Genomic DNA, 24876 nt, shown 5'->3' on the forward strand with positions numbered 1-24876 from the left:
GGGGCATCACTTGGTGCTCCGATTATTTAAGAAAGAATTAAAAGACAGAGTATATTTTTTCATAGATTAGGGTTTAGGTTTACAAAAAGAGCGTTTCAACGGAAGCGCTCTTTTTTTTGCACCCTATTATGGTGACTAAATTAATTCGTTGTTGATATAAACCATTAGAGTTTTAAGATCTTCTATTTTTTTAAATTTTAGTTTTTCGCTTTTGATATATTTTTCGAGCTCTGCTATTTTATCAGGAAACAACTCACCCAATTGTTTAAAATTCTTCATTTTAACAAAATCACCCTTAGGCGTTTTAATATAATATTTTGGACTCTGCCTATTATATTGCGGAGGTTTGGCATCTTGATAAGCTTTAGGTTTTTCGGAGGGAGTAAATGTTACTTCATGAATTGTAAATAAACTATACTTGCCAAGGCTAATAACCTGGGCGTAAGAAAAAGGTGAGGACTTAAACTTTATGGGAATGACTTCAAATAAAGTCTGATCCAATTTAATTCGATAATATTGCACAGTATCTTTGGTAAAACAAAAGTATTGCTCACCTTTTTTAAGTTCCATTTGGTCGTTAAAAATGTTGTAGCGAACTTTCTCACCTTTATGCTCTTCGTTACCTTTGCTAATCAAAATGGCTTCTTTAAATTCATCATTATAATATGGCGAACCGTTAACCGATTCTTTGTAGCTCTCCCAATCTCTCATTTTTAGTTACTGTACATCTTGCATCAATGATTGCGCACTTTGAGATATTCCTTGAGCTTTTACCTGAAATATAACTAAGGCTAGAGCTATAATAAGATATATGTTTTTCATTTGAGAGTGCTTTTTAGATATCTAAAAGTAAGTTTTTTAATAGATTAAAATCGAAAGGTTGCCATAAAATAGGCATTGCTGTAGTATTTTTATGGTTATATTCGAGACGTATTTTTTAAGAAAAGGTAGCTAATGAAATTTTTAGGGAATTTAATTTGGTTGATATTCGGTGGTTTTATGATAGCGATAGAATATCTTATAGCAAGTATTTTAATGATGGTAACCATTGTTGGTATTCCTTTTGGCATGCAGACATTAAAGTTAGCCAGTATTACATTTTGGCCTTTTGGACGTGAGGCTGTTCCTGCGCAAAGAGCATCTGGTTGTTTGTATACTTTGATGAATGTTATCTGGATTGTTTTTGCTGGTATTTGGATTGCATTATCTCATGTTTTCTGGGGTTTAATTCTGTGCATAACTATTGTTGGAATACCTTTTGGTCAGCAACATTTTAAGCTAGCATCCGTAGCATTAACACCTTTTGGACGAGACATTAGATATAAGAACTAAACATTGCATCATGAAGAATTTTATAAGTCGTTTATTTAAAACAATAGGTGTTTTTATACTTAGATATGGATTAGGCCTAGTGATTATATGGCTTGGCTTTTTAAAATTTAAAAATACCGAAGCTGAGTATACTCACCAACTTATTTCGGGTGGATATTTATCGTGGGTTTTAAAATATCTTACACCATACGCACTAAACCAAATAATTGCTTATTTACAAATCATTATTGGACTGCTTATCATGCTAAAACCAGTTTCCCGACCTTTATCTTTTTGGGGCGGAGTGGTTGCTTCCATTATGTTTTTGTTTAGTATATCTTTGTTATTTACAACCCACGTAGTTTGGCAAACGGGATATGGTTTCCCAGAATTATCTAAAATAGGACAAACTGTATTAAAAGATTTTGTATTGTTTGGGGCTGCTGCATGGTGTGTGGGAGATAGTGTGTAGTTTATAATATTAAAAAAAGAGGATGGTTAAAAGAGCATGTGTTTTTTGTGCATCAAGTTCAAAAATAGATAAGGTTTATAACGAAGCAGCAATAGAGCTGGGTAATGTATTGGCCGAAAATAACTGGGCGATGAATTACGGAGGAGGTGCCGTTGGATTAATGGGCGCTGTAGCTGATAGCATGTTGGCAAAGAAAGGTGTGATTACAGGAATAATTCCTCGCTTTATGGTGGAAGTTGAGTGGGAACACAAAGGCGTAAAGGATATGGTTCATGTAGAAACCATGGCTGAAAGAAAAGAACTTTTAGTAAAGGATGTGGATGCAGTTATTACTTTACCTGGTAGCACAGGAACCTTAGAGGAGCTTTTTGAGGTTTTATCGAATAAAAAGCTAGGCTTGTTTTCGAAACCTGTCATACTAATCAATACAAATGGTTTCTTTAACCCTTTGATTGCTATGTTAGAAAAAATGATTGAAGAAAACTTTATGCGAGTAGATCATGGCGAATTATGGACTGTGGTCAATGATCCTAAAGATGTTATTGCAGCTATTGATGCCAATCAAATTTGGCGAGAAGATCCACTTAAAATAGCAACTGTTTAATTATAGCTTAGAAAAAACATACAAATTATTATTTTTGCAGAAAACCCATTGAATGAATCCATCGGCCAACATATATTACACGTTACCACAAGAAAGAGTGTCTAATCCGCAAGTAAATATTGCTGCCCAAGTCCCAGTTGGTGATTCATTAAAGGTAAATGTTCCAAAACCTTCAATTTCTCAAATTCCTGAAGTACCTAAGCGTTTTCAAACACCCAAGGCACCTATCGTTGTAAAGAAGATTGAGTTTATTCCTTCAGCAAAGGATTCCATTGAATTTAATCTTAAAACAAAATCACAGCAGAATCAAGGTTTTTTAAATCATACGGTAGTTGATGATTTTCTTGAACCTATCTCGCAAAGCGATAAAATGTGGGTTAAAGGTTCGGTAAATAGTAAAATACAATACCACTCTGGAGCTAGTCTTGAGGAGAAAGCTGAAGAGAAGCAACAAGACCATGAAGGTGCTAAGCGTAAAGAAAGCGATACAATAAGAGTAATTCCGGTTTCAGATTCTACTTATATTACAAGTTCCGATAGTATTAAGGCACAAAATGATTCTATAGATGTAGTCCAAAAAGAGCTTATTGTACAAGAAAAAGTAAATATTGAAGAAAAAGACTCATCAAGAGATGTATTAACAGGTCTGTTGATTCTAGCTGTGGCTGTAACTGGCGTTATTAGATTAACAAACTTTAAATATCTACAGGATTTATTTTCTTCAGTTGTTTTTAGTCAGTATGCTCGTAAAATGCAAAAGGAAGAAAATATGCGTAACCAAAAAGCAGGGTTTGCATTAAGTATCCTTTTTCTATTTAATACTTCCTTGTTTATATACGAGTACATTCATTACAATAATATCAAAACATTTGTTGATGATAGCCTGATTTTAATACCTATAGCAATGGGTTTAGTGATGGCTTTTGGTGTTGTGAAAGGATTACTTTACCGTTTTGTGTCGTTTGTTTTTGAAAGCACACAAGAAACCAATGATTATATTTTTTATACCAAATTACACGATAAAATATTTGGCTTAATTATTTTACCCGTTATATTGGTAGTGCCATATATCGATCCAGAAGCCTTGCCATTGCTGTTTAATGTGGGGATTGGAATTTTCATTTTACTGTATATAATACAATTATTTAGAGGATTGTTAATTATTTTAAGAGATGTAGCATCATTGTTTTACATGTTTTTGTATCTTTGTGCCCTAGAAATTTTGCCTTTAGTTATTATGTATAACATACTTATTAATTAGGCATTAGGAACAGTGAAATTAAAATAAACAACGTTTTGAAGATTAAAAGAATTCTGGTTTCCCAGCCAAAACCACAAACTGAAAAGTCTCCTTACTTCGAATTAGCTGATAAAAGCAATGTAAAAATTGATTTTCGTCCGTTTATTCAGGTAGAGAGCGTACCCACTAAAGAATTCCGTACGCAAAAGGTAAATATACTTGACCATACAGCGGTCATTTTTACCAGCAGAACAGCGATCGATAATTATTTTCGTGTTGCTGAAGAGATGAGAATCACTGTACCAGACTCCATGAAGTATTTTTGTATTTCTGAAGCTACGGCTTATTATTTACAAAAGTATATCGTTTATCGTAAAAGAAAGATTTTTCATTCAACAGGTAAATTCCCTGACTTAATTGAGGTAATCAAAAAGCACAAGGATGAAACTTATTTAGTGCCTCTTTCGGATATTCATAAACAAGAGATTCCTGATTTATTGGATAAGAATAAAATCAAGTACTCAAAAGCTATCTTATACAGAACTGTAAGCAGTGACTTGAGCGATTTGAAAGATATCAATTACGATATTCTAGTATTCTTTAGCCCTTCAGGAATTGCAAGTTTGTTGCAAAATTTCCCTGATTGGGATCAGAATGAAACAAAAATTGCATCATTCGGACCTGCAACAGCTAAAGCGGTAAAAGAAGCAGGTTATCGTTTAGATATTCAGGCTCCAATGCCACAAGCTCCATCTATGACGATGGCACTTGAGCAGTTTATTAAAAAGCACAATAAGGCTCAAAAGTAAATTCTAGAATTTATATCATATATTAAAGGGCATTTTTTAATGCCCTTTTTTTCGCCCAAATAGTAAGCACCCAATGCCCCAAGAGTCTTTCAAATTTCCTAAAAAAGAAAAGTTATGCAGCCACATTGTTATTGAGGAGCTGTTTTCAAAAGGAGAGTCTTTTGTGTGTTTTCCTTTTAGAGTCATTTACTTGCCCACAGAATTACCCGAGGATGTACCTGCTCAAGTACTTTTTAGTGTTTCGAAAAGGCGATTTAAAAGAGCTGTGCATCGCAACCTATTAAAAAGAAGAAGTAGAGAAGCTTATCGTTTAACCAGAGGTGCGTTTATTGAATATCTGGAAAAATCAGATCAACAAATAGCTTTTGCAATGGTTTATATATCAGGTGATCAGTTGCCATATGCTAAAATTTGTAAGGGTATGAAAAAGGGCATGAAAAAGTTGGAGGAAAAGCTGATAGAAAAACAGGCAAAGGAAGATGTGGTTGACTAATATTTACAAAAGCATTGTGTCGGGTATTGTGTTTATACTCATTATACCTATAAAAATATATCAGTATACTATTTCTCCTATGCTTGGAGCTGCTTGCAGATATACTCCAAGCTGTTCTACCTATAGTATTCAAGCCTTAAAAAAGCATGGCCCCATTAAAGGAAGTTATTTAGCGATTAAAAGAATATTGAGCTGTAATCCGTGGGGTGGACATGGGCACGATCCAGTTCCATAGCAGGATATTGGTAAATTTTAAAATCATCATAGAAAATAACATTAAAAAGATTATTTTCGTGAGTTAATTAATATAAATAAAATGGAATCAACCAGACAAAAGAAGATATCGAGATTGTTACAGCGTGAAATAAGTGAAATATTTATGCGCGAAGCAAAATCGTTGACGTTAGGGACGATGGTGACTGTTTCCAAAGTTCGAATTTCTCCAGACTTAGGTCTTGCACGAGCATATATAAGTATTTTCCCTACTGGTAAAAGGGATGAGGTATATAGTGAAATTGAAGCCCATACTTCCGGCATTCGACGTCATTTAGGAATGCGAGTAGGTAAACAATTAAGAGTTGTGCCTAATTTGCAATTTTTTGTAGATGACTCATTAGATTACATTGATAATATTGACCGCCTGTTAAAAGACTAATCATGCAGTACGATCCAATAAAGAAGAGCTTGGGTAAGGTTTTTAACCAATCCCCTTCGTTGCGAATTTTGTTTTATAAACTTTTAGATTTATTGTTGCTACGTTCATGGCATATTCGTAAAGAAATACGTGCTTGGTCTAAAAAAGTAGCTAACGATATCAACGTGTTAGATGCAGGTTCGGGTTTCGGACAATATGTGTATTATCTATCTTCAAAGAACAAAGGTTGGAACATCACTGGGTTAGATGTTAAAACGGAGCAAATTGAAGATTGCAACCAGTTTTTCACCAAGATAAACCGTCAGGATAGAGTTAAGTTTGAGTTTGCCGACTTAACCAAGTTGGATCAAGAAGAAATGTATGATCTAGTTGTATCTGTGGATGTAATGGAGCACATTGAGGATGACGAAGGTGTTTTTAAGAATATTTATCATGCTATGAATCATGGAGGTATGATGCTGATTTCTACACCTAGCGACCAAGGAGGTTCTGATGCACATCATCACGAAGCAGAACACGAAGATGGTGTAACAGGCTTTATTGATGAACATGTTCGCGACGGTTATAACCTTCAAGAAATTATTCAAAAATTAAAGAAAGCAGGGTTTAAAGATATTGACGCTAGATATTCGTACGGACTACCTGGGAAAATATCTTGGAAGCTTTCGATGAAATACCCTATCGTAATGCTGAATGCCTCTAAAGCATTTTTTATTCTATTACCTTTCTACTATTTAATTACTTTTCCTTTATCCTTTATCCTCAATGTTATGGATGTAAAAGGAAAGCATAAAAAAGGAACCGGCCTAATTGTTAAGGCATTTAAATAATACGTTTTAAACAGATGAAACTTATCTTTCAAATAGCGTTAAAGTTTCTTTTCGGAAAAAAATCGAAGGGTATCATTAATGTTATTTCAACCATCTCTATTGTTGGGGTGGGTGTGGGTTCGTTGGCTTTATTGGCGGTATTATCTGTTTTTAACGGACTCCATGGATTAATAGGTAGTCTGTATGGTTCCTTTGATCCTGATTTTAAAATAACGGCAGTTGAGGGTAAATTCTTTTCGATAGATTCACTTAATATTCAGCAAATAAAAGATATTGATGGTGTAGATTATGTTTCGCAAATGGTGGAAGATAATGCGCTATTAAAGTATGGAGAGCGACAGTCCTCCGATGCCATTGTTATGGGAGTTGATTCGACCTTTACTAAGGTAAGCGAAATAGATTCAATTATTGTTGAAGGACGATTTAATTTAAAGGATAAGCATGGTTATGGAGGTGTTATTGGGTATACTCTAGCCGACCAACTAGCTATTCGACCAACTTTTATGACTCCTTTAGTTATCTACGTTCCTGAACGAAATAAAAAGATAAGCCTCTTTAATCCTAGCGAGGCTTTTAATAGTAGCTACTTGCATCCTAAAGGGATTTTTATGGTCAAGCAAATGGATTATGATTCTCGCTACCTGATTATAGATCTTGAATTAGCACGCGAGTTATTTAGGTATCGTGCAAATGAAGTAACAAGCTTGGCAGTATCTATAAACCCAGAAGCGTCAATAGAGCATGTACAAAAGCAACTTACACAACTAGTTGGTAGTGCGTTTTCAGTTAAGAACAGACAACAACAGCATGCTAGCTTTTATAAGATGATGGGGATTGAAAAGCTAATGGCTTACCTTATTCTTTGTTTTATACTCATTATTGCCACCTTTAATTTAATAGGCACTATGTCGATGCTTATCTTCGATAAAAAAGAGGGCATTAAAACCTTAAAAAGCATTGGTGCAGATAAAAAGATGGTGACCAGAGTCTTCCTACTAGAAGGCTGGCTAATTTCTTTGATTGGTGTATTCTCAGGTGTTGGGTTAGGTGTTATTCTGGTGCTTGCTCAACAGCATTTAGGTATTATAAAATTTGCTGGTGGCGGAAGCTTTGTGGTAGATGCCTATCCTGTGAAGCTACTTATTCCAGATATCTTTCTAACTATCGTTACTGTTACGTCAATAGGGTTTCTAGCCACCATTTATCCTGTAAAGTCTATCGTAGGAAAGTACTTCGACGATTTAAAGTAAACAGTCTTCCCAACCTACGTCAACATAGGAAGAATAGCATATATCTAACTCGGTAATGTAGCCTACTGACTCATAAGTACTTGATTTCGGTTCAATATTTTCGTATATTAAGTATAATCTGTATCTAAAACTCCTAGCTATGATTATAAACTATCAATTTATAGAAGCTAAAGGCTTATTGATTAAACGATATTTTGACGAGTTTAATTTGGAACAACATGTGCTAAGCATGACGGAGATAATTAGTCAACCCAGTTGGAATAACGTGGAAAGAGTGCTAACCGATGCCCGAGAATTGGATCCCAGAGGCGTGTACAAAAATATTGATGCGATAGTCTCCTTCAGAAAAGAAGTTATTAAAAAAGAGTATTTGGATGTATTCATCGTTGACTCTCCATTACTGACTGTAGCGACTTTTTTAATGCAGGAAAAACTCAATAAACTCAATTTTGACTTTAGGTATTGCTCTACTGTTTATCAAGCGGAGAAGTTATTAGAGATTAGTGAAACGGACTTCGATTTAACAGAACACCTAAACAGTTTAAGTAAAAATAAACTAGGAAAGCTAAAGTTTATAAAACCGATTATTAATTTATAATTTAATCTCTATCTAAAACAATAAAAGTTGTTCTGGTTTTGTATCGCTTGATTCTAGTTGTAGTAGCCTCTTCTTAGCAGGTAGTCCCCCAGCATACCCTACCAATTTTCCATCTGAACCTATAATTCTATGACAAGGAATAAGAATGGAAATAGCATTTGATCCATTAGCTGAAGCAACTGCTCTTATGGCCTTATCATTACCCAAATCTTTAGAAAGCTTTAAGTAGCTTGATGTTTTACCATAAGGTATTTTCCTCAGCTGTTCCCAAACTTTTTTCTGAAAATCAGTACCGCAAAATTTTAATGCAATATCAAACTCAGTTCTGTCACCATTAAAATACTCCTCTAGTTGTACTATTGTAAGATCAATTATTTCTGAGGTTCCTGATTTATATTTGGCACCAATGGAATGTTGAATGCGTTTGTCAACTGCATCTCTCATTTTACGATATCTCCAATCGCAAAGGCAAAGTTCATTATTGTACGAACCTATAATTAGTTCACCGACCGGGGATTTATATGTGGCAGTTATAATATCCAAGTGCCTATTATATTTGCTGTCCTTCAGCCATTGACACGCAATCAGCAAATTTCTCTTTTATGGCATCCAAACATTCATTAACTTCAATGGCAGTATCGGCTCTTAGCATTTTTATTTTCAGCTCTCTGAAGTCTCTTAAGCCTTTAAAAGAGATGGCTAAATGACGGCGCATGTGTAATATGCCTCTTCTTTCGCCCAGCCAATCAATGCTTTTGCTCAGATGTTCACGGATCATTTCTACATGTTCAGGAATTTTAGGAAGCTCAAGCAATTCACCAGTATCTAAATAATGACGGATTTCTCGAAAAATCCAAGGGCGACCAATAGAAGGGCGACCAACCATTAAGGCATCCACCCCATACCTATCTAAATATAATTTTGCTTTTTGAGGGCTTGTTAAATCCCCATTTCCAATGATAGGAATATTCATCCGAGGATTATTCTTCACTTCTCCAATTAAGGTCCAATCTGCATCGCCATTGTACATTTGTGCTCTGGTTCTGCCATGTATGGTTAAGGCTTTAATGCCTGTATCTTGTAGTTGTTCTGCAACGTCTACTATTATTTTAGATTCATCATTCCAGCCCAATCGTGTTTTTACGGTAACAGGTAGTTTAACCGCATCCACAATTTTAGAGGTCATTTCAACCATTTTAGGAATATCCCTTAACATACCAGAGCCAGCGCCTTTCATTGCAATTTTTTTAACGGGGCAACCAAAGTTAATGTCGATTAACTCGGGACCAGCTTGTTCTGCTATTTTAGCAGCCTCCACCATAGCATCGATATCTTTTCCATATAGCTGAATGCCTACAGGACGCTCCTCCTCAAATATCTTTAATTTGCGCTCTGTTTTTTCAATGCTACGAATTAAGGCATCAGCTGATACAAATTCAGTATACATTAAATCAGCACCATACTTTTTACACAATAATCTGAATGAAGGATCAGTTACGTCCTCCATAGGAGCCAATAAAAGGGGATGTTTTCTAAGTTCTAAATTTCCTATCTTCACTATTCTGCAATTAACTTATCCAATAATTCTTTCGTTTTGTCGCTGTTCCATTTGGCAGCCCCTTTTTTATCTACCACTAAATTTCCTTCTTTAGAGATGATATACGTGGCTGGAATGCTTTTGGAATACAGCAAGTCGGGCAATTTATCCATAAATGTATTGGAGGATATGTGATACTTTTTTTTATCTAAAAAAGCTTGAATTTTGCTAGCCTCATCCGATGTGATTAAAACAAACTCAACCTTATCCTTATATTCTTGATAAAGCTCGTCAATAGCTCCAAATTCTGCAACACATGGAGGACACCAAGTAGCCCAAAGGTTCAGAAATATTACTTTCCCTTTTAAATCAGCAAAATGCTTTGTATTTTCGCTGATATCTCTGTATCTCCAATCGTAATCTTCAGCAGTAAGTTGTATGTTATCACTAGTTTCCTTAGCCGAAGTCATAGTATAACGAATAACAAATGAGCTGATGGTTTTACGGGTTGGCGGATTTATCATGGCAATAAATAAGGCCAAAAATAAAAAGTCGATAATGATACCAGCTTTAGTTTTTCGCGCACTATATTTTTTCCACTGTGTTTTTAAAAAGTTCTCCATATTGTTTATGTTCTTCTATCGCAATAATTCTAAAGTGTAAACCATAACGAAGAGGGAATGTTTGGAAAAGGATGACTACATTCTTCGAAAAGTAAGCCAGGTAGGCCATTTCATACTTTTGTAGCTTTTACCTGTGGTGCTAGTTACTTCCATCTGTATGCTTTTATATGTATCTAAACCCTCTACATTGTTATAGAATTTCTGGGCATCAATATTAAATTTATGACCCGTACCAGGCGTTAAGGTAATCGGGAAATAATTTTCACCACCAATGTTTTTGATGATAAACTCGCGTTTTTTACTTCCCTTATAAAAAGCCAGTTTAGGATTATTAAAGGAGATGGAAGATTTAGTCTTGTTTATCAAGAATACTTTTACAATCAGATTGCCTGTTGATTTTTGCCTGAAATAATCTACTTTAAAAATAACGATTTTTGGAAATAATTTATCTAACCAGCCATACCTCTTAGCTACAAAAAAACTAAGAATAGCTACCGTCATAATAAGCAGGCTCGTATAATCTGTTTTGGGAGCCCTAGGAACTTGCTCAGGCTCTTGAGTAGAAGGCTCAGGTTCTTCTAATATGGTAACATCTTGAGTTTGTGGAGCGGTTGTTCTATCGGGAGGTAATGCACCTTTGCTGCATATTTGCATCATCAAAGCAGTTCCTACCAGAACATATATAACTAGCCTGTTTTTTTTAACGAAGGCTAAAAAATCACTTACTTTCTTATTCATTGCTTACGCGGCTCAATTTTTTCAGGAAAAGGCATCAGGCCTTTGTAGTTGATGTAGAATTCTCCGCCAGTAACAGGCTTGGCCATTTCTTCCTCAGTTTGACCATTGGCGTTGGCAATACCCACGCTAGCATACCAGCAAGAGGCTTTGTGTTTTGCGGCTAATTCTTTTACTTTTTGAATGACTTCAGGAAGAATAATGCCCATATCAGGATAGAAGGCTGTTTTTACCACTATCATCTGAAATTGGTCGTCTTTTTTTGCCAATATCTGCGGATTTACATCCAGTTCTTTTCTTACATTCAGAACTTCGTAGCCTTTATCTACCAAATCTTTATACACCACCTTAATTCCCAGAAAATGTAATTCTTCCAGGTTCATAACATCCGCCATTTATTGAAACTTTTATTGTATACAACTGAGTTGCAAAAGTAATGAAAAAGAATACAGTTTATAGTAGGGCGTAGTTATTTTATATGAATTTAGGATATAAGAAAATGGTACAAAGGTAAAATGGTGCAATGGTGTAACGGTGTTGGTTGTGGCGAGGTCTGGGTGAGACTATTGACCTCTCGTGTTGTTTATGAATAGCCCGATAGTAAATTATTCAATCTATCTACATATTCATTTAAATCATTATCGCCAAAAGTTTCTTCAACACGATTAAGAATTAAATCATATTCTTTAGTGTTAATTATTTTTCCTCTTTTTAATACTCTATTGATTTTTTCTAATCTTTTTTCTTCGTCTAAATCAATACCTATTTCATCCTTTATTTTTTTATTTAGTACAACTCTATCTTCCTTAGATAGTTCTCTGCAAAAACCATTGAATTCAGCCGTGATTTGATCTAATTCTCTTAGTTTTTTTGCACTAAAATATCCATGAGCCATTCTTCTAAAAGCCTCAAGAGCTACTGAATTAGCGTTGTCATCTTTAAAAAATGAATAGAAAACATTAAACTTTTTCCACAGTAATTCTAACTGTTCTTCTTTGTTAAGTTTATTCACATTGATTATATACTAGATCTTTAAAAATTTAGGTATAAAAATAAACTTAAGGTCTTAATAAATATAAAACAGCTTAAACAATTAATATTTTTCTATTGTCCATCCTCTCCAATGGTAAAAACAAAATCTGAATTAGGGTATTCCGGAGCAAAGTTAAGCTCAAAAGATTGCTTTATTTTATCTAGTTCAGAAAGAAAGTTTACAGTAGGCTCTCCGCCAAACTTATCTATTTGTATGATAAATTTAAATTGGCGATTCTTGTGCTTTTGAACATTGTTGGCTGTATCATATATTAATCGTTGAATATCAAAAAGCAATCTATCTTCGTTCATGTGACCAATTAAAAATGCAATGCATGGTTTCTTGGTGGTGTTTTCGCTGGTTTCAATGGCGTTGCACGAGCTCTCTTCAAATTCGGGACTTTCTACCGAATAGAAAATGTTGTCTTCTAGATTGGAGAATTCTAGCTCCCCTATGGCTTCAAAGGTTTCTTTATTCACTAGTTGAAAATAGACCAATCCCTTGTCGAAGTATCTACTGTAGCCTTTATAAAGAAAATAATTCAACTCCTTACCGTCTTGCATCATGCTAACAAAGTCAGTCATTACAAAAGCTTCCGATTCGTATTCTTTAATGGTTTTAGTCACAAATTCATTGGTGAATGCATCCATGTTAATTCCAATTTCTTTACCAAAATTAGAACGAACAAGCATTTCATTTTTGTTGACTAGTTCTCCTTTATTCTTTATCAGAAATTCCTTATTGCATTTAATCAAAAGGTTTTTTAAAACTACAGCAGCTTCTAAGTAATCCATACGCATAATTGAGTTTGAACTTCAAAAATATTAAAAAATATGCTTGGGTGAGTTTAAAATTAGGGGTTAAAAAGCTAAAAAAGCATAAAAGCGAACGTAATGGTGTTTGAGTGTTATTAAAATTAGGAAGATGAATTTAATTTATTTTAAAAACATCGCACGCGATATAAAATAAATTCACTAGGTTTGTGTCGCAAACGATATAAAGTAATTTAAAAAGAAATAAGGATGGACAAATTCTATAGTATGGAAGCAAAGTCGCTTCAGAACAAAAATGTTAGTATGAACGACTTCAAAGGAAAAGTTATTCTTGTTGTTAATACTGCCAGTAAATGTGGTTTAACTCCTCAGTACGAAGGACTGGAAGAGCTATACCAAAAGTATAAGAATAACAACTTTGTTATTTTAGGATTTCCTTGTAATCAATTTGGCAACCAGGAACCTGGTGACGAAAAATCAATATCAGAAGGTTGCTTGATTAATTATGGTGTTAGCTTTCCTATGTTTTCAAAAGTTGATGTAAATGGAAAAAATGCACATCCAATATTTAAATACCTAAAATCGGAATTAGGTGGTTTGTTAGGGAGCAGAGTAAAATGGAATTTCACTAAATTTTTAATTGATGCCAATGGAGTTCCTCAAAAGAGATTTGCACCAACTAAAAAACCTCAGGATATTGAAAAATATGTAATAGAACTAATTAAAGAATAACTTCTGAGCCCAAAATAGAGAGCTGAAATTTTGAACTTTTGGGTTTAATTTCAAGGGTAAGTACAGTTTTTTTGAGACTCTAAATAAGAGCTTAATTATTTATTTTAATATTGTGTTCGATTAAATAAACTCTTATGTCATACGATCAACTAAAATTAGAAAACCAGCTGTGTTTTCCGGTTTATGCAGCTTCCCGATTAATTACAAGGGAATACCAACCATATTTAGATGAGTTGGGTATTACATATACTCAGTATTTAGTGTTTTTAATTTTATGGGAAAAAGATAAGCTTCCTGTGAATGATATTGCCAAAATGTTAATACTTAATACAAACACTGTTACACCATTACTTAAAAGAATGGAGCAGCAAGGTTTTATAAAACGAGAACGAAGTAAAGAAGATGAACGAAAAGTTATAGTATGTTTATCGAGTAAGGGAGAAGCGATGAAAGAAAAGGCAGCGGTTATTCCTCAGGCCTTGGCAAATAATTTATTAAAAGAGGATGTTAAGGTGGAGGAGCTAATTCACCTTAAAGAAGAATTGGAACGAGTGATAAAAGTTCTTTCTAAATAATTTAAATATGCTGCTTTGAAACATTACGCCATAGAAAGTCATTTGCTATCCATGAAAGGAAAATGGATACAGTCCTTATTAAAAGGGGAAGGACAAGTTGAAGTATTCAAAGGGAAAAGAGGGCTGCTTTTTTCCACCATTACTTTGGAGACAATGATTGATGAAGAAGTTCGTCATAATCAGTTTCTATTATCTAATAGTAATGAGCGGAGTATAAGAACTTATAGTAGCGGTGAGCAACGAAAGGCTTTGTTAAAATATCAGATGAGTCAAAAACCTGATTTTTTAGTATTGGATAACCCTTTCGACTGTTTAGATGTTGAGTCGGTGGCGACTTTAAAAAATCAATTGATAGACTTGGCTCATATCATCCCAATGGTTCAAATATTTAAACGCCATACCGACATCATGCCTTTTGTAAGTGAGGTTTTAGTGGTGGACGAAGAAAGTCTTAAGCAAAGTGTTGAATTGAATCAGTTTTTAGAACAAAATTTACACCAGCAAACAGCCTTTTTAAGTGCAGATATTCCAGCGCCACTAAAGCACTTTAAAGATATTCCTGAAATTTTAATTGAGCTTAAAAAAGTAAGTGTTAATTATGAAGGAAGGTGCATTGTGAAAGATATTACTTGGAAAATAAAGCGAGGAGAGTTCTGGCATTTGAAAGGTCGAAATGGCTCAGGGAAGACTACTTTGCTAAGCATGATTTACGGAGATAATCCCAAAGCTTATGGTGTTGATTTGTTTTTATTCGGTCAGAAAAAAGGAAGTGGAGAGAGCGTTTGGGACTTAAAAGAGAAGATGGGGTATTTTACACCTTCTATGACAGAGCTTTTTCAGAGTAATCATACGGTAGAACAAATGGTTATTTCTGGATTGGTAGATAGTGTAGGTTTGTATCTTAAACCAACGGATAGGCAAAAGAACCTGGCTCAACGCTGGCTAAATGTATTGGGATTATTGGATAAAAAGAATGATCGATTTTATCGTTTATCACAGGTGAATCAGCGTTTGATTTTAATTGTAAGAGCTATGATTAAACATCCTCCTTTGCTAATACTCGATGAACCCTCAACAGGATTGGATGATTACAGTGCCTCTCTGATGGTGCAGTTAATTCAGAAAATTGCAGAAGAAAGTAATACAGCTATTATTTATGTATCTCACCGAAAGGAAGAAGGATTGGAACCTAAATTTACATATGAATTACAGTCTAGCAAAGAAGGCAGTTTAGGCGGTATTATGACAGAATAACACAATATTATTTAATGGAGATACCTTCGAAGCACAATATTTTCATAAATGGACGTTTGGAGTTAGTTCCAAAGCTCAAGAAAACTAAAAGTCATGCTTTAGATAAACCTCCAAAGCTTCCTAGACAAAAAGAGAAGTGTTAGAGCTGCCTCCGCGACTTCCTTTCTATTATTTATATCAATGGAGTTACCTCCGCGACATCAAGAATAAAAGAATTGATTTTGGAATTATCTCCCAAAGGAGTTTTTTGCTAGTATACAGGAATCAATACATAAAGCGCTGTGCTCACAGCACAAAAAAAGCCGTACCCCAAAAGGATACGGCTAGAGTTGCTAACTCGAAAAACAGCAAATTAATAAATAACTTCTTGCGTTGTTATTTACTACTTCGCTAAACGTTTACGTTCGTGTTCTTCAAGATATATTTTACGGATGCGAATTTCTGAAGGTGTTACTTCAACATACTCATCTCCTTGAATATATTCTAATGCTTCTTCTAACGAGAAGATAATTGGTGGAGCTAATTTAACTTTATCATCAGAACCAGAAGTACGCATATTTGTCAACTTCTTAGTTTTTGTAATGTTAATGGTTAAATCTCCATCTCTGTTATTCTCTCCAATTACCTGACCTTTATAGATTTTTTGCTGAGGAGCAACAAAGAATTTACCTCTATCTTGTAATTTATCTAATGCATAAGGAATAGCTGCACCATCTTCCATTGAGATAAGCGAACCATTTAAACGTTTGTTGATTTCACCTTTATAAGGCTGGAATTCTACAAAACGGTGAGCCATAATTGCCTCTCCTGCTGTAGCAGTTAACATTGCGTTACGTAAACCAATAATACCACGAGATGGAATATGGAATTCTATAACAATACGTTCGCCTTTGCGCTCCATGCTCAACATATCACCTTTACGCTGACTAACCATTTCAATGGCTTTACCCGAGTACTCATCAGGTAAATCGATGGTTAATTCCTCTACGGGCTCGTGCTTAATAGCACCAATATCTTTAATGATTACGCGTGGCTGACCAACCTGAAGTTCGTAACCTTCACGACGCATTGTTTCAATTAATACAGATAAGTGAAGTACACCACGTCCGTATACATTCCATGCATCAGCAGAGTTTGTATCTTCAACACGTAGCGCTAAGTTTTTCTCTAACTCAGCATCTAACCTATCTTTAATATGACGAGATGTTACATATTTACCTTCCTGACCAAAGAATGGAGAGTTATTAATAGTAAATAACATACTCATTGTTGGTTCATCAATAGAAATAGGATCCATTGCTTCTGGCTCTTCAATATCAGCAACAGTGTCACCAATATCAAAACCTTCTATTCCAATTAAAGCACAAAGTTCTCCACTTTTAACTGAATCTACTTTTGTACGTCCTAAACCAGCAAATACATTAATTTCTTTAATTTTAGTTTTCTTGATAGAACCATCGCGACTAACTAAAGAAACCTGTTGGTTTGTTTTAAGCTCTCCTCTGTGAACTCTACCAATAGCAATACGTCCTGTATATGGCGAGTGATCCAAAGATGTAATTAACATCTGAGGTGTTCCTTCGTTAAGATCAGGAGCAGGTATGTTTTCAAGAACTGCTTCAAAAACAGCAGTAATGTCTGTAGTTTGATTTTTCCAATCAGTACTCATCCAACCATTTTTAGCCGAACCATAAATGGTCACGAAGTCTAATTGGTCTTCTGTAGCACCTAAGTTAAACATTAGGTCAAAAACAGATTCTTGTACTTCTTCAGGACGACAGTTTTCTTTGTCTACCTTATTAATTACAACAATTGGTTTAAGTCCAAGATTAATTGCTTTTTGCAACACAAAACGCGTTTGAGGCATTGGTCCTTCAAATGCATCTACTAAAAGTAGTACACCATCAGCCATGTTTAATACACGCTCTACTTCACCTCCAAAATCGGAGTGACCTGGAGTATCAATAATATTGATTTTGGTGTTTTTATACACCATCGAAACGTTTTTCGCTAAAATGGTAATTCCACGCTCTTTTTCAAGATCGTTGTTATCCATTATCAACTCACCAACCTCTTCATGCTCTTTAAATAGCTGACCTGCTAGTAACATCTTATCAACCAATGTAGTCTTACCGTGGTCAACGTGTGCAATAATTGCAATATTTCTTATATCCTGCATAACATTTTCAAATGAGGGTGCAAAGGTAAGCTTTATTTCGGGTTTTATATGATGTTAATATTAAAAGAGATATATAAAATGGTGTATTTAAGGGTTTTTAACCATTGAGTTTGAAAGATCTAGATGTAATAGTCGAAATGTGAGAATAATAATTGTAAAGAAATTGTATGTATTGTGTGTTTTGAAAATATACTGTTGCAATAAATTACTGAATAAATTAACTTAGGATTTTAAAAACTAAAAATTTAATTCTTATGAGAAACTATGTAATGTTACTGACCTGCTTATTTTTATCTGTGTCTGTAATGGCACAGGATGCAGAAAAAAAGACCAGGAAAGAGAAAAAAGCAGAAAAAAAAGCACAGCAAATAGAGCAAACTATGGTATTGCTTACGAGCATTAGTTATAGTTTTGTACCTGACCAGGCTCTTCCTATGAAGGGCAGAGCTATAAATGTGGATAACTTTTTTTTAACGGTTGATGGGGATGATGTAAATTGTTATTTACCATTTTATGGAAGATCACATACTTCAGGGTATGGAGGTAAGGATAGTCCGTACAATTTCACTAAAAAAGTGGAGGGTTACACTGTAAGTAAGGACAAGAAAAGATCGATCATTAAATTTTCAGTAAGAAACGATTCTGATAAAATAGACTTTGTACTCACGGTTTTTGAAACCGGTAGTAGTAGTTTAAGTGTTACAAGTCCACAAAGAGCTCATATGTCATATAATGGAGCTATTGGGAGTATAGCAAAGCCTAAGGAAAAGAAAAAGGATAAAAAGGAGTAATGCTGATTTTACTTTGGGATTAGCTATAAATCTTTACTATAAAACATTAGACTCATACAATAGAGTTATTTATAACAAAAAAAAGCCCAGGATTATCTCCTGGGCTTTTCTGTTTTATTGAATTGACTAGTCAATAGTCAAAGCGTTATCTTCTACGACCACCTCCACCTCTGGATGGTGCTGGCCTAGCTCCTCCACCTCTTGAAGGAAATGAACTAGGCGTTCTTTGTTGAGGATAGTTCTGATATCTTGTATTGGCCCTATTTCTATTTTGAAAATCGCGCTCTAGTTGCTGTCTGTTTTGTGTTTGCGGCCTTGTTTGTGGTTTACTTCTATTGGTCTGACTACCTTGTCTTGAATTGTACTGCTGTTTCCAGTTGCCATTATTATCACGACGCATCACATTACCACTCCTGTCAGTATAAACATTGTTTGGCTTACGAGAAGGTTGTGCAGTTCTAACGTTTCTACTATTGTTCATCTGACGCGAGCTGCGGCTAGTTTGTCTTACGCCATTTTTGTGATTATTGTATGCATTTCGCGAGTTGTATTTTCCTCGTGCATAACCTGCTCTGTACCCATTATGATAACCGCGATGGTAACCATGGTGGTATCCATGTCTGTACCCGTGCCTATATCCCATAGGTCCCCAGTAGCTGTGGTGGTATGAGCTTACGCCAAATGTAAACCATCCGTAGCTAACCCCTACTGAAAATCCCCATCCTGTATAAGGATTGTAATGTACACCGTATCCGTAAGTTACTGGGCGAGGATAATAATACATGCCATACCAAGGCTGATAATAGTAACCAGTACCATAAACTACAACTCCACCGTAATAGTACGAATTATAATAGCCAGGAGTATATCCTACATAAACAACATCGGGAGTTGAGTCGTATATGTATACGTATTTCACATTGTAAACAGGTGCGCTGGCAGGTATCTCCTCCACTTCTTCAGGTCTTTCTGTGGCTACAGCCCACGGTCCTTTGGCATTTTTCGACTCAAACCAAATACCATCATCAACACAATAATAGCTTTGATTTATTAAAAGCACGGTGCTTTCGGTATTGATAGCATACTTTACGGTAGTGCCCTCCATGGTTTCAAACTTTGGATCGCCATCGTATTTCACTTCTGTAGTGGCTGTTTTTCTATCCACTACTGCCGTTTGCGGCATTTGCTGTTCATATTTAGCCTCCAAAGCTTCAGGTGTTCCTGGAATACTAACTCTTACCGAAGATATACTTTGGTCATCAGGTATTCCAGAAAAAGTATCGGGTAAATCATTAGGCTGAACAAATTCCCACTCTCCATCGCTTAATGTTTTTGATTTATACCAACGACCATTTAAAAGAACATAGTTCATCTGAGAACTAATTTCCATAATGATATCATTTTCGGTATTGGTAACGAATAATAAAGTTGTTCCTGTAATGGGTTGGTAATTTATTTCTCCATTGCTTAGTATCAATTCTGACGGATTAGACGTAACAATTAACTTAGGTATGATAATGGAGTCTTCCTTTTCAGGATCTTCTTCTGTATCGTCAATTTTTGATTCTGCTAATTTTTCAACATCCTCAGGGACTTCAGTAATATTTTTCCAATTTTTCGATTCTAACTCTTTTGAAGAGAACCAATGTTCGCCTCCCTTTAAAAAATAAGTACTATCTTTTTTAACAATAAAAAAAGGTGTATTAACAACCGTTTTTAAGTCTTGTCCTTCAACTTCTTTAAGTATTGGTTTTCCGTCAATTAATACGAGTACTGTAGGTTCTGATCTGTAATAAATTTCAGGAGGATTGTTGGATAAATGATCCTGTGGTAAATCTTCAGCATCAGGATTTTCCAATAATCCCACAATTTTATCAATCGACATTTCAAGGTCTATCGAACTAAAGTCGCTTATTATTAACTCTTTTAGTTTTTCTATTTTACTCGAATCTTTTATATCAGGAAACTTCACCATCGGAATTTCCATGTCTTCCAATACGGCCATTCTTGTTTCCATATCAGTGTGCATGCGACCATTAAACCATAGTGCACCAAAAATAATATCTTCATTATCCTTTTTTACAGACAACGCAAGTCTACCTTCAAGAATATTGTTTTTTAACTGTTCGAGTTGAGGTTGATAAAGCGTTATAGTATAGTCTTTCTCTATAATCTCTCTAGGCCAATCTAATGTTGAAGTTTTTTCCTCTGCTATTCCCATGGTAGAGATAGCTAATAGAATAAACAAAAATTTAAATTTCATCGTTTATTAATTTGTTGAGTTATGGATATTTGATTGCAATAATAAGGTATTTGTTGATTATATATTCCTAATAGCAGATTCCGCCTTAAAATGAATGAAGCGCTTCCCTCATTGAGAAAAACGCTTTTATAATTCAGTTAATAAGACCTTAATTAGGTAAACGAATGATAAGTCCTCCACCAAGTTCCCAGTGAGCAAGAGGTACATTAAAAGATACGCCTCCTGAACATCCGCCTCCAATTCCACAGAAGATACCAGCTCCACCAAACTCCATGGGCAAAGCCAGCCTGGTATGAAGTCTTATTCCTAAGTAGTCGTTAAAAAATACCTTTGCACCTAGCCCCAGTGTACCTGAGAATCTCCAAACATCTTTATTATTGCCAGATCTTGGGAAATAACGAGATGTACCTAAAAGGAGTTCCGCAAAAGGTTTTACTTGGCCTTGTTTAAATTCTTTTTGCGCACCAATTTGATAGTGTTCAATGCCTATGTCATGTTTTAAGTTAACAAGTGGTCTCTCTTCAATTAAAGTTGGATTTATTCTTTGGTATGATAATTCAACATATAATCCTTGGTCGATTTCTACATTTAATAACCCCCCAAAAGTAACATCGTCTTTAACATCAAAAGTGCCATAGTAATCGTATACTGTACCACTAAAAGTGTATCCATATATTGGGGTGAATTCAACACTTTGAGCCATAATGCTTGAGCAGGCTACAAAAAAAAGTGCTATAAGTGATAATTTCTTCATATTAGTTGTTTTGTTTAAGTATTCTTCAAAGATAATAAGTAAAGAGCTAACACTACTTATGCTGTATTGTTTATTTGGTTACTTTTTTAATAGATGATAAATAATATTGTTTATTTTGGTGTGGAATTAAGCCATAAATGTAAAAAATACTATGAAGAAGGTTTTGTTAAGTATAGCGTTCGTGTTAATAGCAGCTAGTTCACACTCGCAGGTGTTAATATCATTATTGCTTGGCGACAAGTTAAATTCAGATGGTTTGGAGTTTGGATTGGAGGGTGGGCTTAATTGGTCGGGGATTTCTGGTATGGAATCTAATGCACTGGTCAGAAATCTTAACATTGGTTTTTATTTTGATATTAAATTAAAGGATCAAATATATTTATATACTGGCGTATTGGTTAAATCTAATGTTGGCTTCGATAAATTGGAGCCTGAAGACTTGGATTTTTTAGGTATAGAACAACAACCTGAAGATGGAGAATACAAACAAGTGATTAATAAGTTTATGGTTCCTGTTTTGGCTAAGTATAAATTCAAAAATCGATTATATATTGAGGCTGGACCGCAGTTTGGCCTTGTACATGGAGGTTTAGTTGAGTTTAATTCAGATACGAATGGTCAAGAAATTAGGATAAGACAAGATAACTCATCCATGCTACGCCGAATTGATGCAGGAATGTCTGGTGGCTTTGGGTATAAACTAAAAGAAAACACAGGAATGACCATTGGTGTTAGGTATTACCAAGGATTTGTAGACGTTTATAAGGATAGATCAGGCACCTTGAATAATTCCATTAATGTTAAAATCAATATTCCTGTTGGTGCTAATAAATCAAAGAAAGAAAAAAGCCTTTAATAGAGTGTTCTACTAAAGGCTAATGTGAGTGTGATACGATATTTCAATAAATACCGATATCTATTTTATTGTATTTGATTTTAGTAATGTCTTAACCAGAGTGCTTGCGTATTGTTTAGCTCCAGACTCATATGACGAAGGATCGGTTAATGAGGATTGACCTGACCATACAATTGCTTCTTTTGCATTTTCTTTTGCAGTATCAAACAAACGAGATTCAACCACATAAGTTTTTTGCTGGCGATAATATCCAGGACTATAGGCATATCCATATCCGTTATAAATATAACGACGATATCCGTAATGCATAGGGTAGTAATTTGAACCTTGCTCATACACATCTTGTTCGTTTACATCTATCAATGAAGAAACTAATACAGCATCGTAACCACCAGCTTTAATTTTCGATTCAATTGTCTTTTCATCTAATTCTTTAATGTCAACAAAAGGAGGAAATAAGCTCAGGCTATTTTCAGCATTTATACCTTCTTTAGCCAGCCAGCCAACCACAGTATTCTCCAAAGTTGTTCTGCTTTCAAGGTTTTTACTTGTAGCAACAACTAATATCTTTTTAAAATTTTTTCCTTCAAAACCTTCTTTCTGCCAAGTGTAATTCATAGTAGAAACACAAGAAGTCATTATTAAAGCTGCAGTAAGTGCAAATAGTATCCGCATTTTCATTTTATTAGTTTTAAATAAGTAGGTTATAAAATATATTATTGTGCAATTTATATAAATAGCTTGTTAATTACTATTTGAGCTTTGCTTTGTTCTTCTTTGGTTGATGTTAATTGTGGCTCCAAAATATATTGTTATAGTGCTGAGGCGACTGTTCATGATATGCTGTCGGATACCTTGCAAAGCTGAATTGTCAATTGAATTAAATTCATTAGGATGAGAAAAATTAGCAAATTGTTTTTTGTTATTTTCTACCCCATAAGTGTACTGGAATCCGGCAATTAAATCTTGTCCCATAATGCGAAGGTTTAATCCACTGGTAACATGATATTTATTTAGATTTAATTGCTTAAAAGAATTTAAGCTTGAAGGCATTTGACTTTCATTTAAGGAATAATTAAAATCAGTTCTAAAACCTGTTAAAATCATCAAATTTTCTTTCACCAACCATTTGTACCCAGTTGCGAAATTAAAAACAGGTTTAGCACCAGATACAAATGTAAGCCACTCGTTTAAATTGATAATATCCGAAACTTCGTTGTCGGCAGAAATCCTGTTCCCTTTGGCTTCAACCATTCTGTATGGATCAATACCAGCAAAGTATTCTCCTGTTAAAAATAACGTTTTATTTTCGTTAGAATTGGTATAGGTTAAACCTGTAGCTATCGAAAAGGTGCTTTTGGCATTTACCATAACCTCATTTTTCTCTTTATAGCTTGAAATTAATATATCTGGCAGTAGTTCGTCATTAGTAGGGTTGGCAATATTACCTTGGCTTCTTTTTCTAAATACTTCTTTACCGTTAGAATATATTTGGCCAATGGATGGAGTTGTGATGTTTAAACCAAGGCTTAATCTTTCTTTTTTATAAAGTAATCCTACTTTAAATAGAAGTCGATAATCGTAAAATTTCACAAATTCATGCTCAGATGAATGCGCAATGCTTCGATTGAAGCTATATTGATCAGGTATCTCTAAATCCGGAACCGCTTCCGTTTCAACATCGTAAATATATTCCTTAGATATATAAGAAACAAACATACTAGTTCCCAGATAGAGGTGATCAGCTACCTGCACGGAGCCACCAATGCCAATCCAATTATCCCTATATTTATTTAAATATTTATAATAGGCATCGTAGCGCTCTTCGCCTGGGTATCTATTTAAAACATCAATTTGCTGACTAAATGATTTGGTATCCTGAACGCTATAATCAGAATTATTTAAAAAAGCTACTTCAAAGCTCCATTTCTCAAGCCTTTTAGGCTTCAGCATATACGATAAAAAGCGAGGAACAACCACTCCTCTGTTATATTTTAAATCGATTCCATCTCCCCATGCATTATTCGCTTTTAAAAATTCAAAGGCAAAAAGACTAACGTTTAAAGAGAATTTAGATTCTTTAATTTCTGAAATTGTTGCTGGATTGTAAAAGATTGCTGCAGGTCCTGCTCCACCTCCAACAACAGCTCCTGATAATAGAGATGATTCTTCATTAAAATTGCGCGACCAGTGATTATTGGACTGCGCGGAAAGGTTAAAGGGGAATGTAACCTGCACTGCGAGCAATAATCCAATGTTATATATATAATAGAGTTTGTGTTTTCTCATAAAACCAAAAACTGACCATGATTGACAATGTAATTTTAAATGGGTTTTACCATTAGCAAATTAACAATAAGTAAGTAACTATAGCAATTTTTGAAACGTCAAATAAAATATTTGTAATGAAAAAGGGTTCTTCAATTATGCGCATAAAAAAAGAGCACTTCCGTTGAAATGCTCTTTTTTAAACTTAAACCCTAATCTATGAAAAAAAACTTACTCTTTG

General features: G+C 34.7%; 29 protein-coding genes. 16 read left to right on the plus strand and 13 right to left on the minus strand.

Features of this window, described 5'->3' with window-relative positions; all coding sequences use genetic code 11:
- Positions 1-135: 135 nt before the first annotated feature.
- Positions 136-711 carry a hypothetical protein gene (locus A8L32_RS16880; protein ID WP_066632030.1) on the minus strand — a complete coding sequence of 192 codons (576 nt, stop codon included), beginning with the start codon at positions 709-711 and terminating at the stop codon, positions 136-138.
- Positions 712-954: 243 nt separating this feature from the next.
- Between A8L32_RS16880 and A8L32_RS16885 the strand changes: the two genes are divergently transcribed.
- The 11 genes from A8L32_RS16885 (at position 955) to A8L32_RS16935 (ending at position 8262) form a co-directional block, all read left to right on the plus strand.
- Positions 955-1332 (plus strand): YccF domain-containing protein, encoded by a 378-nt coding sequence (locus A8L32_RS16885; RefSeq protein ID WP_066632032.1) that lies wholly within the window; start codon positions 955-957, stop codon positions 1330-1332.
- Positions 1333-1342: 10 nt separating this feature from the next.
- Positions 1343-1783 (plus strand): DUF417 family protein, encoded by a 441-nt coding sequence (locus A8L32_RS16890; protein ID WP_066632036.1) that lies wholly within the window; start codon positions 1343-1345, stop codon positions 1781-1783.
- 22 nt (positions 1784-1805) lie between these two features.
- Positions 1806-2387, plus strand: a complete 582-nt coding sequence (locus tag A8L32_RS16895) for an LOG family protein (RefSeq protein WP_066632038.1) — start codon at positions 1806-1808, stop codon at positions 2385-2387.
- 52 nt (positions 2388-2439) lie between these two features.
- Positions 2440-3648, plus strand: a complete 1209-nt coding sequence (locus A8L32_RS16900) for a DUF4271 domain-containing protein (RefSeq protein WP_066632040.1) — start codon at positions 2440-2442, stop codon at positions 3646-3648.
- 35 nt (positions 3649-3683) lie between these two features.
- Positions 3684-4436 carry a uroporphyrinogen-III synthase gene (locus tag A8L32_RS16905; RefSeq protein ID WP_066632042.1) on the plus strand — a complete coding sequence of 251 codons (753 nt, stop codon included), beginning with the start codon at positions 3684-3686 and terminating at the stop codon, positions 4434-4436.
- A gap of 73 nt (positions 4437-4509) precedes the next feature.
- A complete protein-coding gene (locus A8L32_RS16910; RefSeq protein ID WP_066632043.1) occupies positions 4510-4929 on the plus strand; it encodes a ribonuclease P protein component in 420 nt (139 codons plus the stop codon).
- The gene (gene yidD / locus A8L32_RS16915; RefSeq protein ID WP_066632044.1) at positions 4916-5164 is read left to right on the plus strand and encodes a membrane protein insertion efficiency factor YidD; all 249 of its coding nucleotides are present in this window, start codon (positions 4916-4918) and stop codon (positions 5162-5164) included. Before A8L32_RS16910 ends, yidD begins: the two co-directional genes overlap by 14 nt.
- An 81-nt stretch (positions 5165-5245) precedes the next feature.
- Positions 5246-5584 carry a 30S ribosome-binding factor RbfA gene (rbfA, locus tag A8L32_RS16920; protein ID WP_066632045.1) on the plus strand — a complete coding sequence of 113 codons (339 nt, stop codon included), beginning with the start codon at positions 5246-5248 and terminating at the stop codon, positions 5582-5584.
- Positions 5585-5586: 2 nt separating this feature from the next.
- A complete protein-coding gene (locus tag A8L32_RS16925; protein WP_066632046.1) occupies positions 5587-6414 on the plus strand; it encodes a class I SAM-dependent methyltransferase in 828 nt (275 codons plus the stop codon).
- Between the two features lie 14 nt (positions 6415-6428).
- Complete coding sequence (locus tag A8L32_RS16930; RefSeq protein ID WP_066632047.1) at positions 6429-7664, plus strand: ABC transporter permease; 1236 nt, start codon at positions 6429-6431, stop codon at positions 7662-7664.
- A gap of 139 nt (positions 7665-7803) precedes the next feature.
- On the plus strand, positions 7804-8262 hold the full coding sequence (locus A8L32_RS16935) for a hypothetical protein (protein ID WP_066632048.1): 459 nt from the start codon (positions 7804-7806) through the stop codon (positions 8260-8262).
- Between the two features lie 12 nt (positions 8263-8274).
- On the opposite strand, the gene A8L32_RS16940 is transcribed toward A8L32_RS16935, so the two are convergent.
- The 7 genes from A8L32_RS16940 to A8L32_RS16970 all read right to left on the minus strand — a co-directional run bounded on the left by A8L32_RS16940 (position 8275) and on the right by A8L32_RS16970 (position 12984).
- A complete protein-coding gene (locus tag A8L32_RS16940; protein WP_066632111.1) occupies positions 8275-8805 on the minus strand; it encodes a methylated-DNA--[protein]-cysteine S-methyltransferase in 531 nt (176 codons plus the stop codon).
- A gap of 7 nt (positions 8806-8812) precedes the next feature.
- On the minus strand, positions 8813-9820 hold the full coding sequence (gene dusB / locus A8L32_RS16945; RefSeq protein ID WP_066632049.1) for a tRNA dihydrouridine synthase DusB: 1008 nt from the start codon (positions 9818-9820) through the stop codon (positions 8813-8815).
- Positions 9820-10422, minus strand: a complete 603-nt coding sequence (locus A8L32_RS16950; RefSeq protein ID WP_066632050.1) for a TlpA family protein disulfide reductase — start codon at positions 10420-10422, stop codon at positions 9820-9822. Before A8L32_RS16950 ends, dusB begins: the two co-directional genes overlap by 1 nt.
- 75 nt (positions 10423-10497) lie before the next feature.
- Positions 10498-11160 carry a hypothetical protein gene (locus A8L32_RS16955; protein WP_066632052.1) on the minus strand — a complete coding sequence of 221 codons (663 nt, stop codon included), beginning with the start codon at positions 11158-11160 and terminating at the stop codon, positions 10498-10500.
- A complete protein-coding gene (locus tag A8L32_RS16960) occupies positions 11157-11552 on the minus strand; it encodes a hypothetical protein (protein ID WP_066632053.1) in 396 nt (131 codons plus the stop codon). Before A8L32_RS16960 ends, A8L32_RS16955 begins: the two co-directional genes overlap by 4 nt.
- 188 nt (positions 11553-11740) lie before the next feature.
- Positions 11741-12169, minus strand: coding sequence for a hypothetical protein (locus A8L32_RS16965; RefSeq protein ID WP_066632054.1), 429 nt, complete (start codon positions 12167-12169; stop codon positions 11741-11743).
- 92 nt (positions 12170-12261) lie between these two features.
- On the minus strand, positions 12262-12984 hold the full coding sequence (locus A8L32_RS16970; protein ID WP_143525150.1) for a hypothetical protein: 723 nt from the start codon (positions 12982-12984) through the stop codon (positions 12262-12264).
- A 228-nt stretch (positions 12985-13212) separates the two neighbouring features.
- Here A8L32_RS16970 and A8L32_RS16975 point away from each other — a divergent pair, with 228 nt between their 5' ends.
- The 3 genes from A8L32_RS16975 (at position 13213) to A8L32_RS16985 (ending at position 15524) form a co-directional block, all read left to right on the plus strand.
- Positions 13213-13695, plus strand: a complete 483-nt coding sequence (locus A8L32_RS16975; protein WP_066632057.1) for a glutathione peroxidase — start codon at positions 13213-13215, stop codon at positions 13693-13695.
- Positions 13696-13829: 134 nt separating this feature from the next.
- Positions 13830-14270: a MarR family winged helix-turn-helix transcriptional regulator gene (locus A8L32_RS16980; protein ID WP_066632059.1), complete on the plus strand. Its 441-nt coding sequence runs from the start codon at positions 13830-13832 to the stop codon at positions 14268-14270.
- Positions 14271-14285: 15 nt separating this feature from the next.
- On the plus strand, positions 14286-15524 hold the full coding sequence (locus A8L32_RS16985) for an ATP-binding cassette domain-containing protein (protein ID WP_143525151.1): 1239 nt from the start codon (positions 14286-14288) through the stop codon (positions 15522-15524).
- Positions 15525-15906: 382 nt separating this feature from the next.
- Here the strand turns inward: A8L32_RS16985 and typA are convergent, their stop codons facing one another.
- Positions 15907-17703, minus strand: coding sequence for a translational GTPase TypA (typA, locus tag A8L32_RS16990; RefSeq protein ID WP_066632063.1), 1797 nt, complete (start codon positions 17701-17703; stop codon positions 15907-15909).
- A 254-nt stretch (positions 17704-17957) separates the two neighbouring features.
- Between typA and A8L32_RS16995 the strand changes: the two genes are divergently transcribed.
- A complete protein-coding gene (locus A8L32_RS16995; protein ID WP_071797485.1) occupies positions 17958-18494 on the plus strand; it encodes a DUF4251 domain-containing protein in 537 nt (178 codons plus the stop codon).
- Between the two features lie 145 nt (positions 18495-18639).
- Here the strand turns inward: A8L32_RS16995 and A8L32_RS17000 are convergent, their stop codons facing one another.
- The gene (locus tag A8L32_RS17000; RefSeq protein WP_066632067.1) at positions 18640-20757 is read right to left on the minus strand and encodes a hypothetical protein; all 2118 of its coding nucleotides are present in this window, start codon (positions 20755-20757) and stop codon (positions 18640-18642) included.
- Positions 20758-20905: 148 nt separating this feature from the next.
- Positions 20906-21511: a hypothetical protein gene (locus A8L32_RS17005; protein ID WP_066632068.1), complete on the minus strand. Its 606-nt coding sequence runs from the start codon at positions 21509-21511 to the stop codon at positions 20906-20908.
- Positions 21512-21662: 151 nt separating this feature from the next.
- Between A8L32_RS17005 and A8L32_RS17010 the strand changes: the two genes are divergently transcribed.
- Positions 21663-22367: a porin family protein gene (locus tag A8L32_RS17010; protein WP_066632069.1), complete on the plus strand. Its 705-nt coding sequence runs from the start codon at positions 21663-21665 to the stop codon at positions 22365-22367.
- Between the two features lie 60 nt (positions 22368-22427).
- Here A8L32_RS17010 and A8L32_RS17015 read toward each other — a convergent pair whose 3' ends face one another.
- Together A8L32_RS17015 and A8L32_RS17020 are read right to left on the minus strand one after the other, a co-directional pair.
- Complete coding sequence (locus tag A8L32_RS17015) at positions 22428-23048, minus strand: hypothetical protein (protein ID WP_075591068.1); 621 nt, start codon at positions 23046-23048, stop codon at positions 22428-22430.
- A 63-nt stretch (positions 23049-23111) separates the two neighbouring features.
- Positions 23112-24656, minus strand: a complete 1545-nt coding sequence (locus A8L32_RS17020) for a hypothetical protein (RefSeq protein ID WP_066632071.1) — start codon at positions 24654-24656, stop codon at positions 23112-23114.
- Positions 24657-24876: the final 220 nt, after the last annotated feature.

Source organism: Labilibacter marinus, assembly GCF_001659685.2.
Lineage (GTDB): Bacteria > Bacteroidota > Bacteroidia > Bacteroidales > Marinilabiliaceae > Saccharicrinis > Saccharicrinis marinus.

What these genes read in the sequence shown, in the direction of transcription:
- A8L32_RS16890 (WP_066632036.1), top strand. Translation starts at nt 1,343, where the DNA reads ATGAAGAATTTTATAAGTCGTTTATTTAAAACAATAGGTGTTTTTATA.
- A8L32_RS16960 (WP_066632053.1), bottom strand. Translation starts at nt 11,552, where the DNA reads ATGGCGGATGTTATGAACCTGGAAGAATTACATTTTCTGGGAATTAAG.
- A8L32_RS16950 (WP_066632050.1), bottom strand. Translation starts at nt 10,422, where the DNA reads ATGGAGAACTTTTTAAAAACACAGTGGAAAAAATATAGTGCGCGAAAA.
- A8L32_RS17005 (WP_066632068.1), bottom strand. Translation starts at nt 21,511, where the DNA reads ATGAAGAAATTATCACTTATAGCACTTTTTTTTGTAGCCTGCTCAAGC.
- typA (WP_066632063.1), bottom strand. Translation starts at nt 17,703, where the DNA reads ATGCAGGATATAAGAAATATTGCAATTATTGCACACGTTGACCACGGT.
- A8L32_RS16880 (WP_066632030.1), bottom strand. Translation starts at nt 711, where the DNA reads ATGAGAGATTGGGAGAGCTACAAAGAATCGGTTAACGGTTCGCCATAT.
- A8L32_RS16995 (WP_071797485.1), top strand. Translation starts at nt 17,958, where the DNA reads ATGAGAAACTATGTAATGTTACTGACCTGCTTATTTTTATCTGTGTCT.
- A8L32_RS16930 (WP_066632047.1), top strand. Translation starts at nt 6,429, where the DNA reads ATGAAACTTATCTTTCAAATAGCGTTAAAGTTTCTTTTCGGAAAAAAA.
- A8L32_RS16900 (WP_066632040.1), top strand. Translation starts at nt 2,440, where the DNA reads ATGAATCCATCGGCCAACATATATTACACGTTACCACAAGAAAGAGTG.
- A8L32_RS16895 (WP_066632038.1), top strand. Translation starts at nt 1,806, where the DNA reads ATGGTTAAAAGAGCATGTGTTTTTTGTGCATCAAGTTCAAAAATAGAT.
- A8L32_RS16910 (WP_066632043.1), top strand. Translation starts at nt 4,510, where the DNA reads ATGCCCCAAGAGTCTTTCAAATTTCCTAAAAAAGAAAAGTTATGCAGC.
- A8L32_RS17000 (WP_066632067.1), bottom strand. Translation starts at nt 20,757, where the DNA reads ATGAAATTTAAATTTTTGTTTATTCTATTAGCTATCTCTACCATGGGA.
- A8L32_RS17010 (WP_066632069.1), top strand. Translation starts at nt 21,663, where the DNA reads ATGAAGAAGGTTTTGTTAAGTATAGCGTTCGTGTTAATAGCAGCTAGT.
- A8L32_RS16925 (WP_066632046.1), top strand. Translation starts at nt 5,587, where the DNA reads ATGCAGTACGATCCAATAAAGAAGAGCTTGGGTAAGGTTTTTAACCAA.
- A8L32_RS17020 (WP_066632071.1), bottom strand. Translation starts at nt 24,656, where the DNA reads ATGAGAAAACACAAACTCTATTATATATATAACATTGGATTATTGCTC.
- A8L32_RS16885 (WP_066632032.1), top strand. Translation starts at nt 955, where the DNA reads ATGAAATTTTTAGGGAATTTAATTTGGTTGATATTCGGTGGTTTTATG.
- A8L32_RS16955 (WP_066632052.1), bottom strand. Translation starts at nt 11,160, where the DNA reads ATGAATAAGAAAGTAAGTGATTTTTTAGCCTTCGTTAAAAAAAACAGG.
- A8L32_RS16980 (WP_066632059.1), top strand. Translation starts at nt 13,830, where the DNA reads ATGTCATACGATCAACTAAAATTAGAAAACCAGCTGTGTTTTCCGGTT.
- A8L32_RS16935 (WP_066632048.1), top strand. Translation starts at nt 7,804, where the DNA reads ATGATTATAAACTATCAATTTATAGAAGCTAAAGGCTTATTGATTAAA.
- A8L32_RS17015 (WP_075591068.1), bottom strand. Translation starts at nt 23,048, where the DNA reads ATGAAAATGCGGATACTATTTGCACTTACTGCAGCTTTAATAATGACT.
- A8L32_RS16975 (WP_066632057.1), top strand. Translation starts at nt 13,213, where the DNA reads ATGGACAAATTCTATAGTATGGAAGCAAAGTCGCTTCAGAACAAAAAT.
- yidD (WP_066632044.1), top strand. Translation starts at nt 4,916, where the DNA reads ATGTGGTTGACTAATATTTACAAAAGCATTGTGTCGGGTATTGTGTTT.
- A8L32_RS16970 (WP_143525150.1), bottom strand. Translation starts at nt 12,984, where the DNA reads ATGGATTACTTAGAAGCTGCTGTAGTTTTAAAAAACCTTTTGATTAAA.
- rbfA (WP_066632045.1), top strand. Translation starts at nt 5,246, where the DNA reads ATGGAATCAACCAGACAAAAGAAGATATCGAGATTGTTACAGCGTGAA.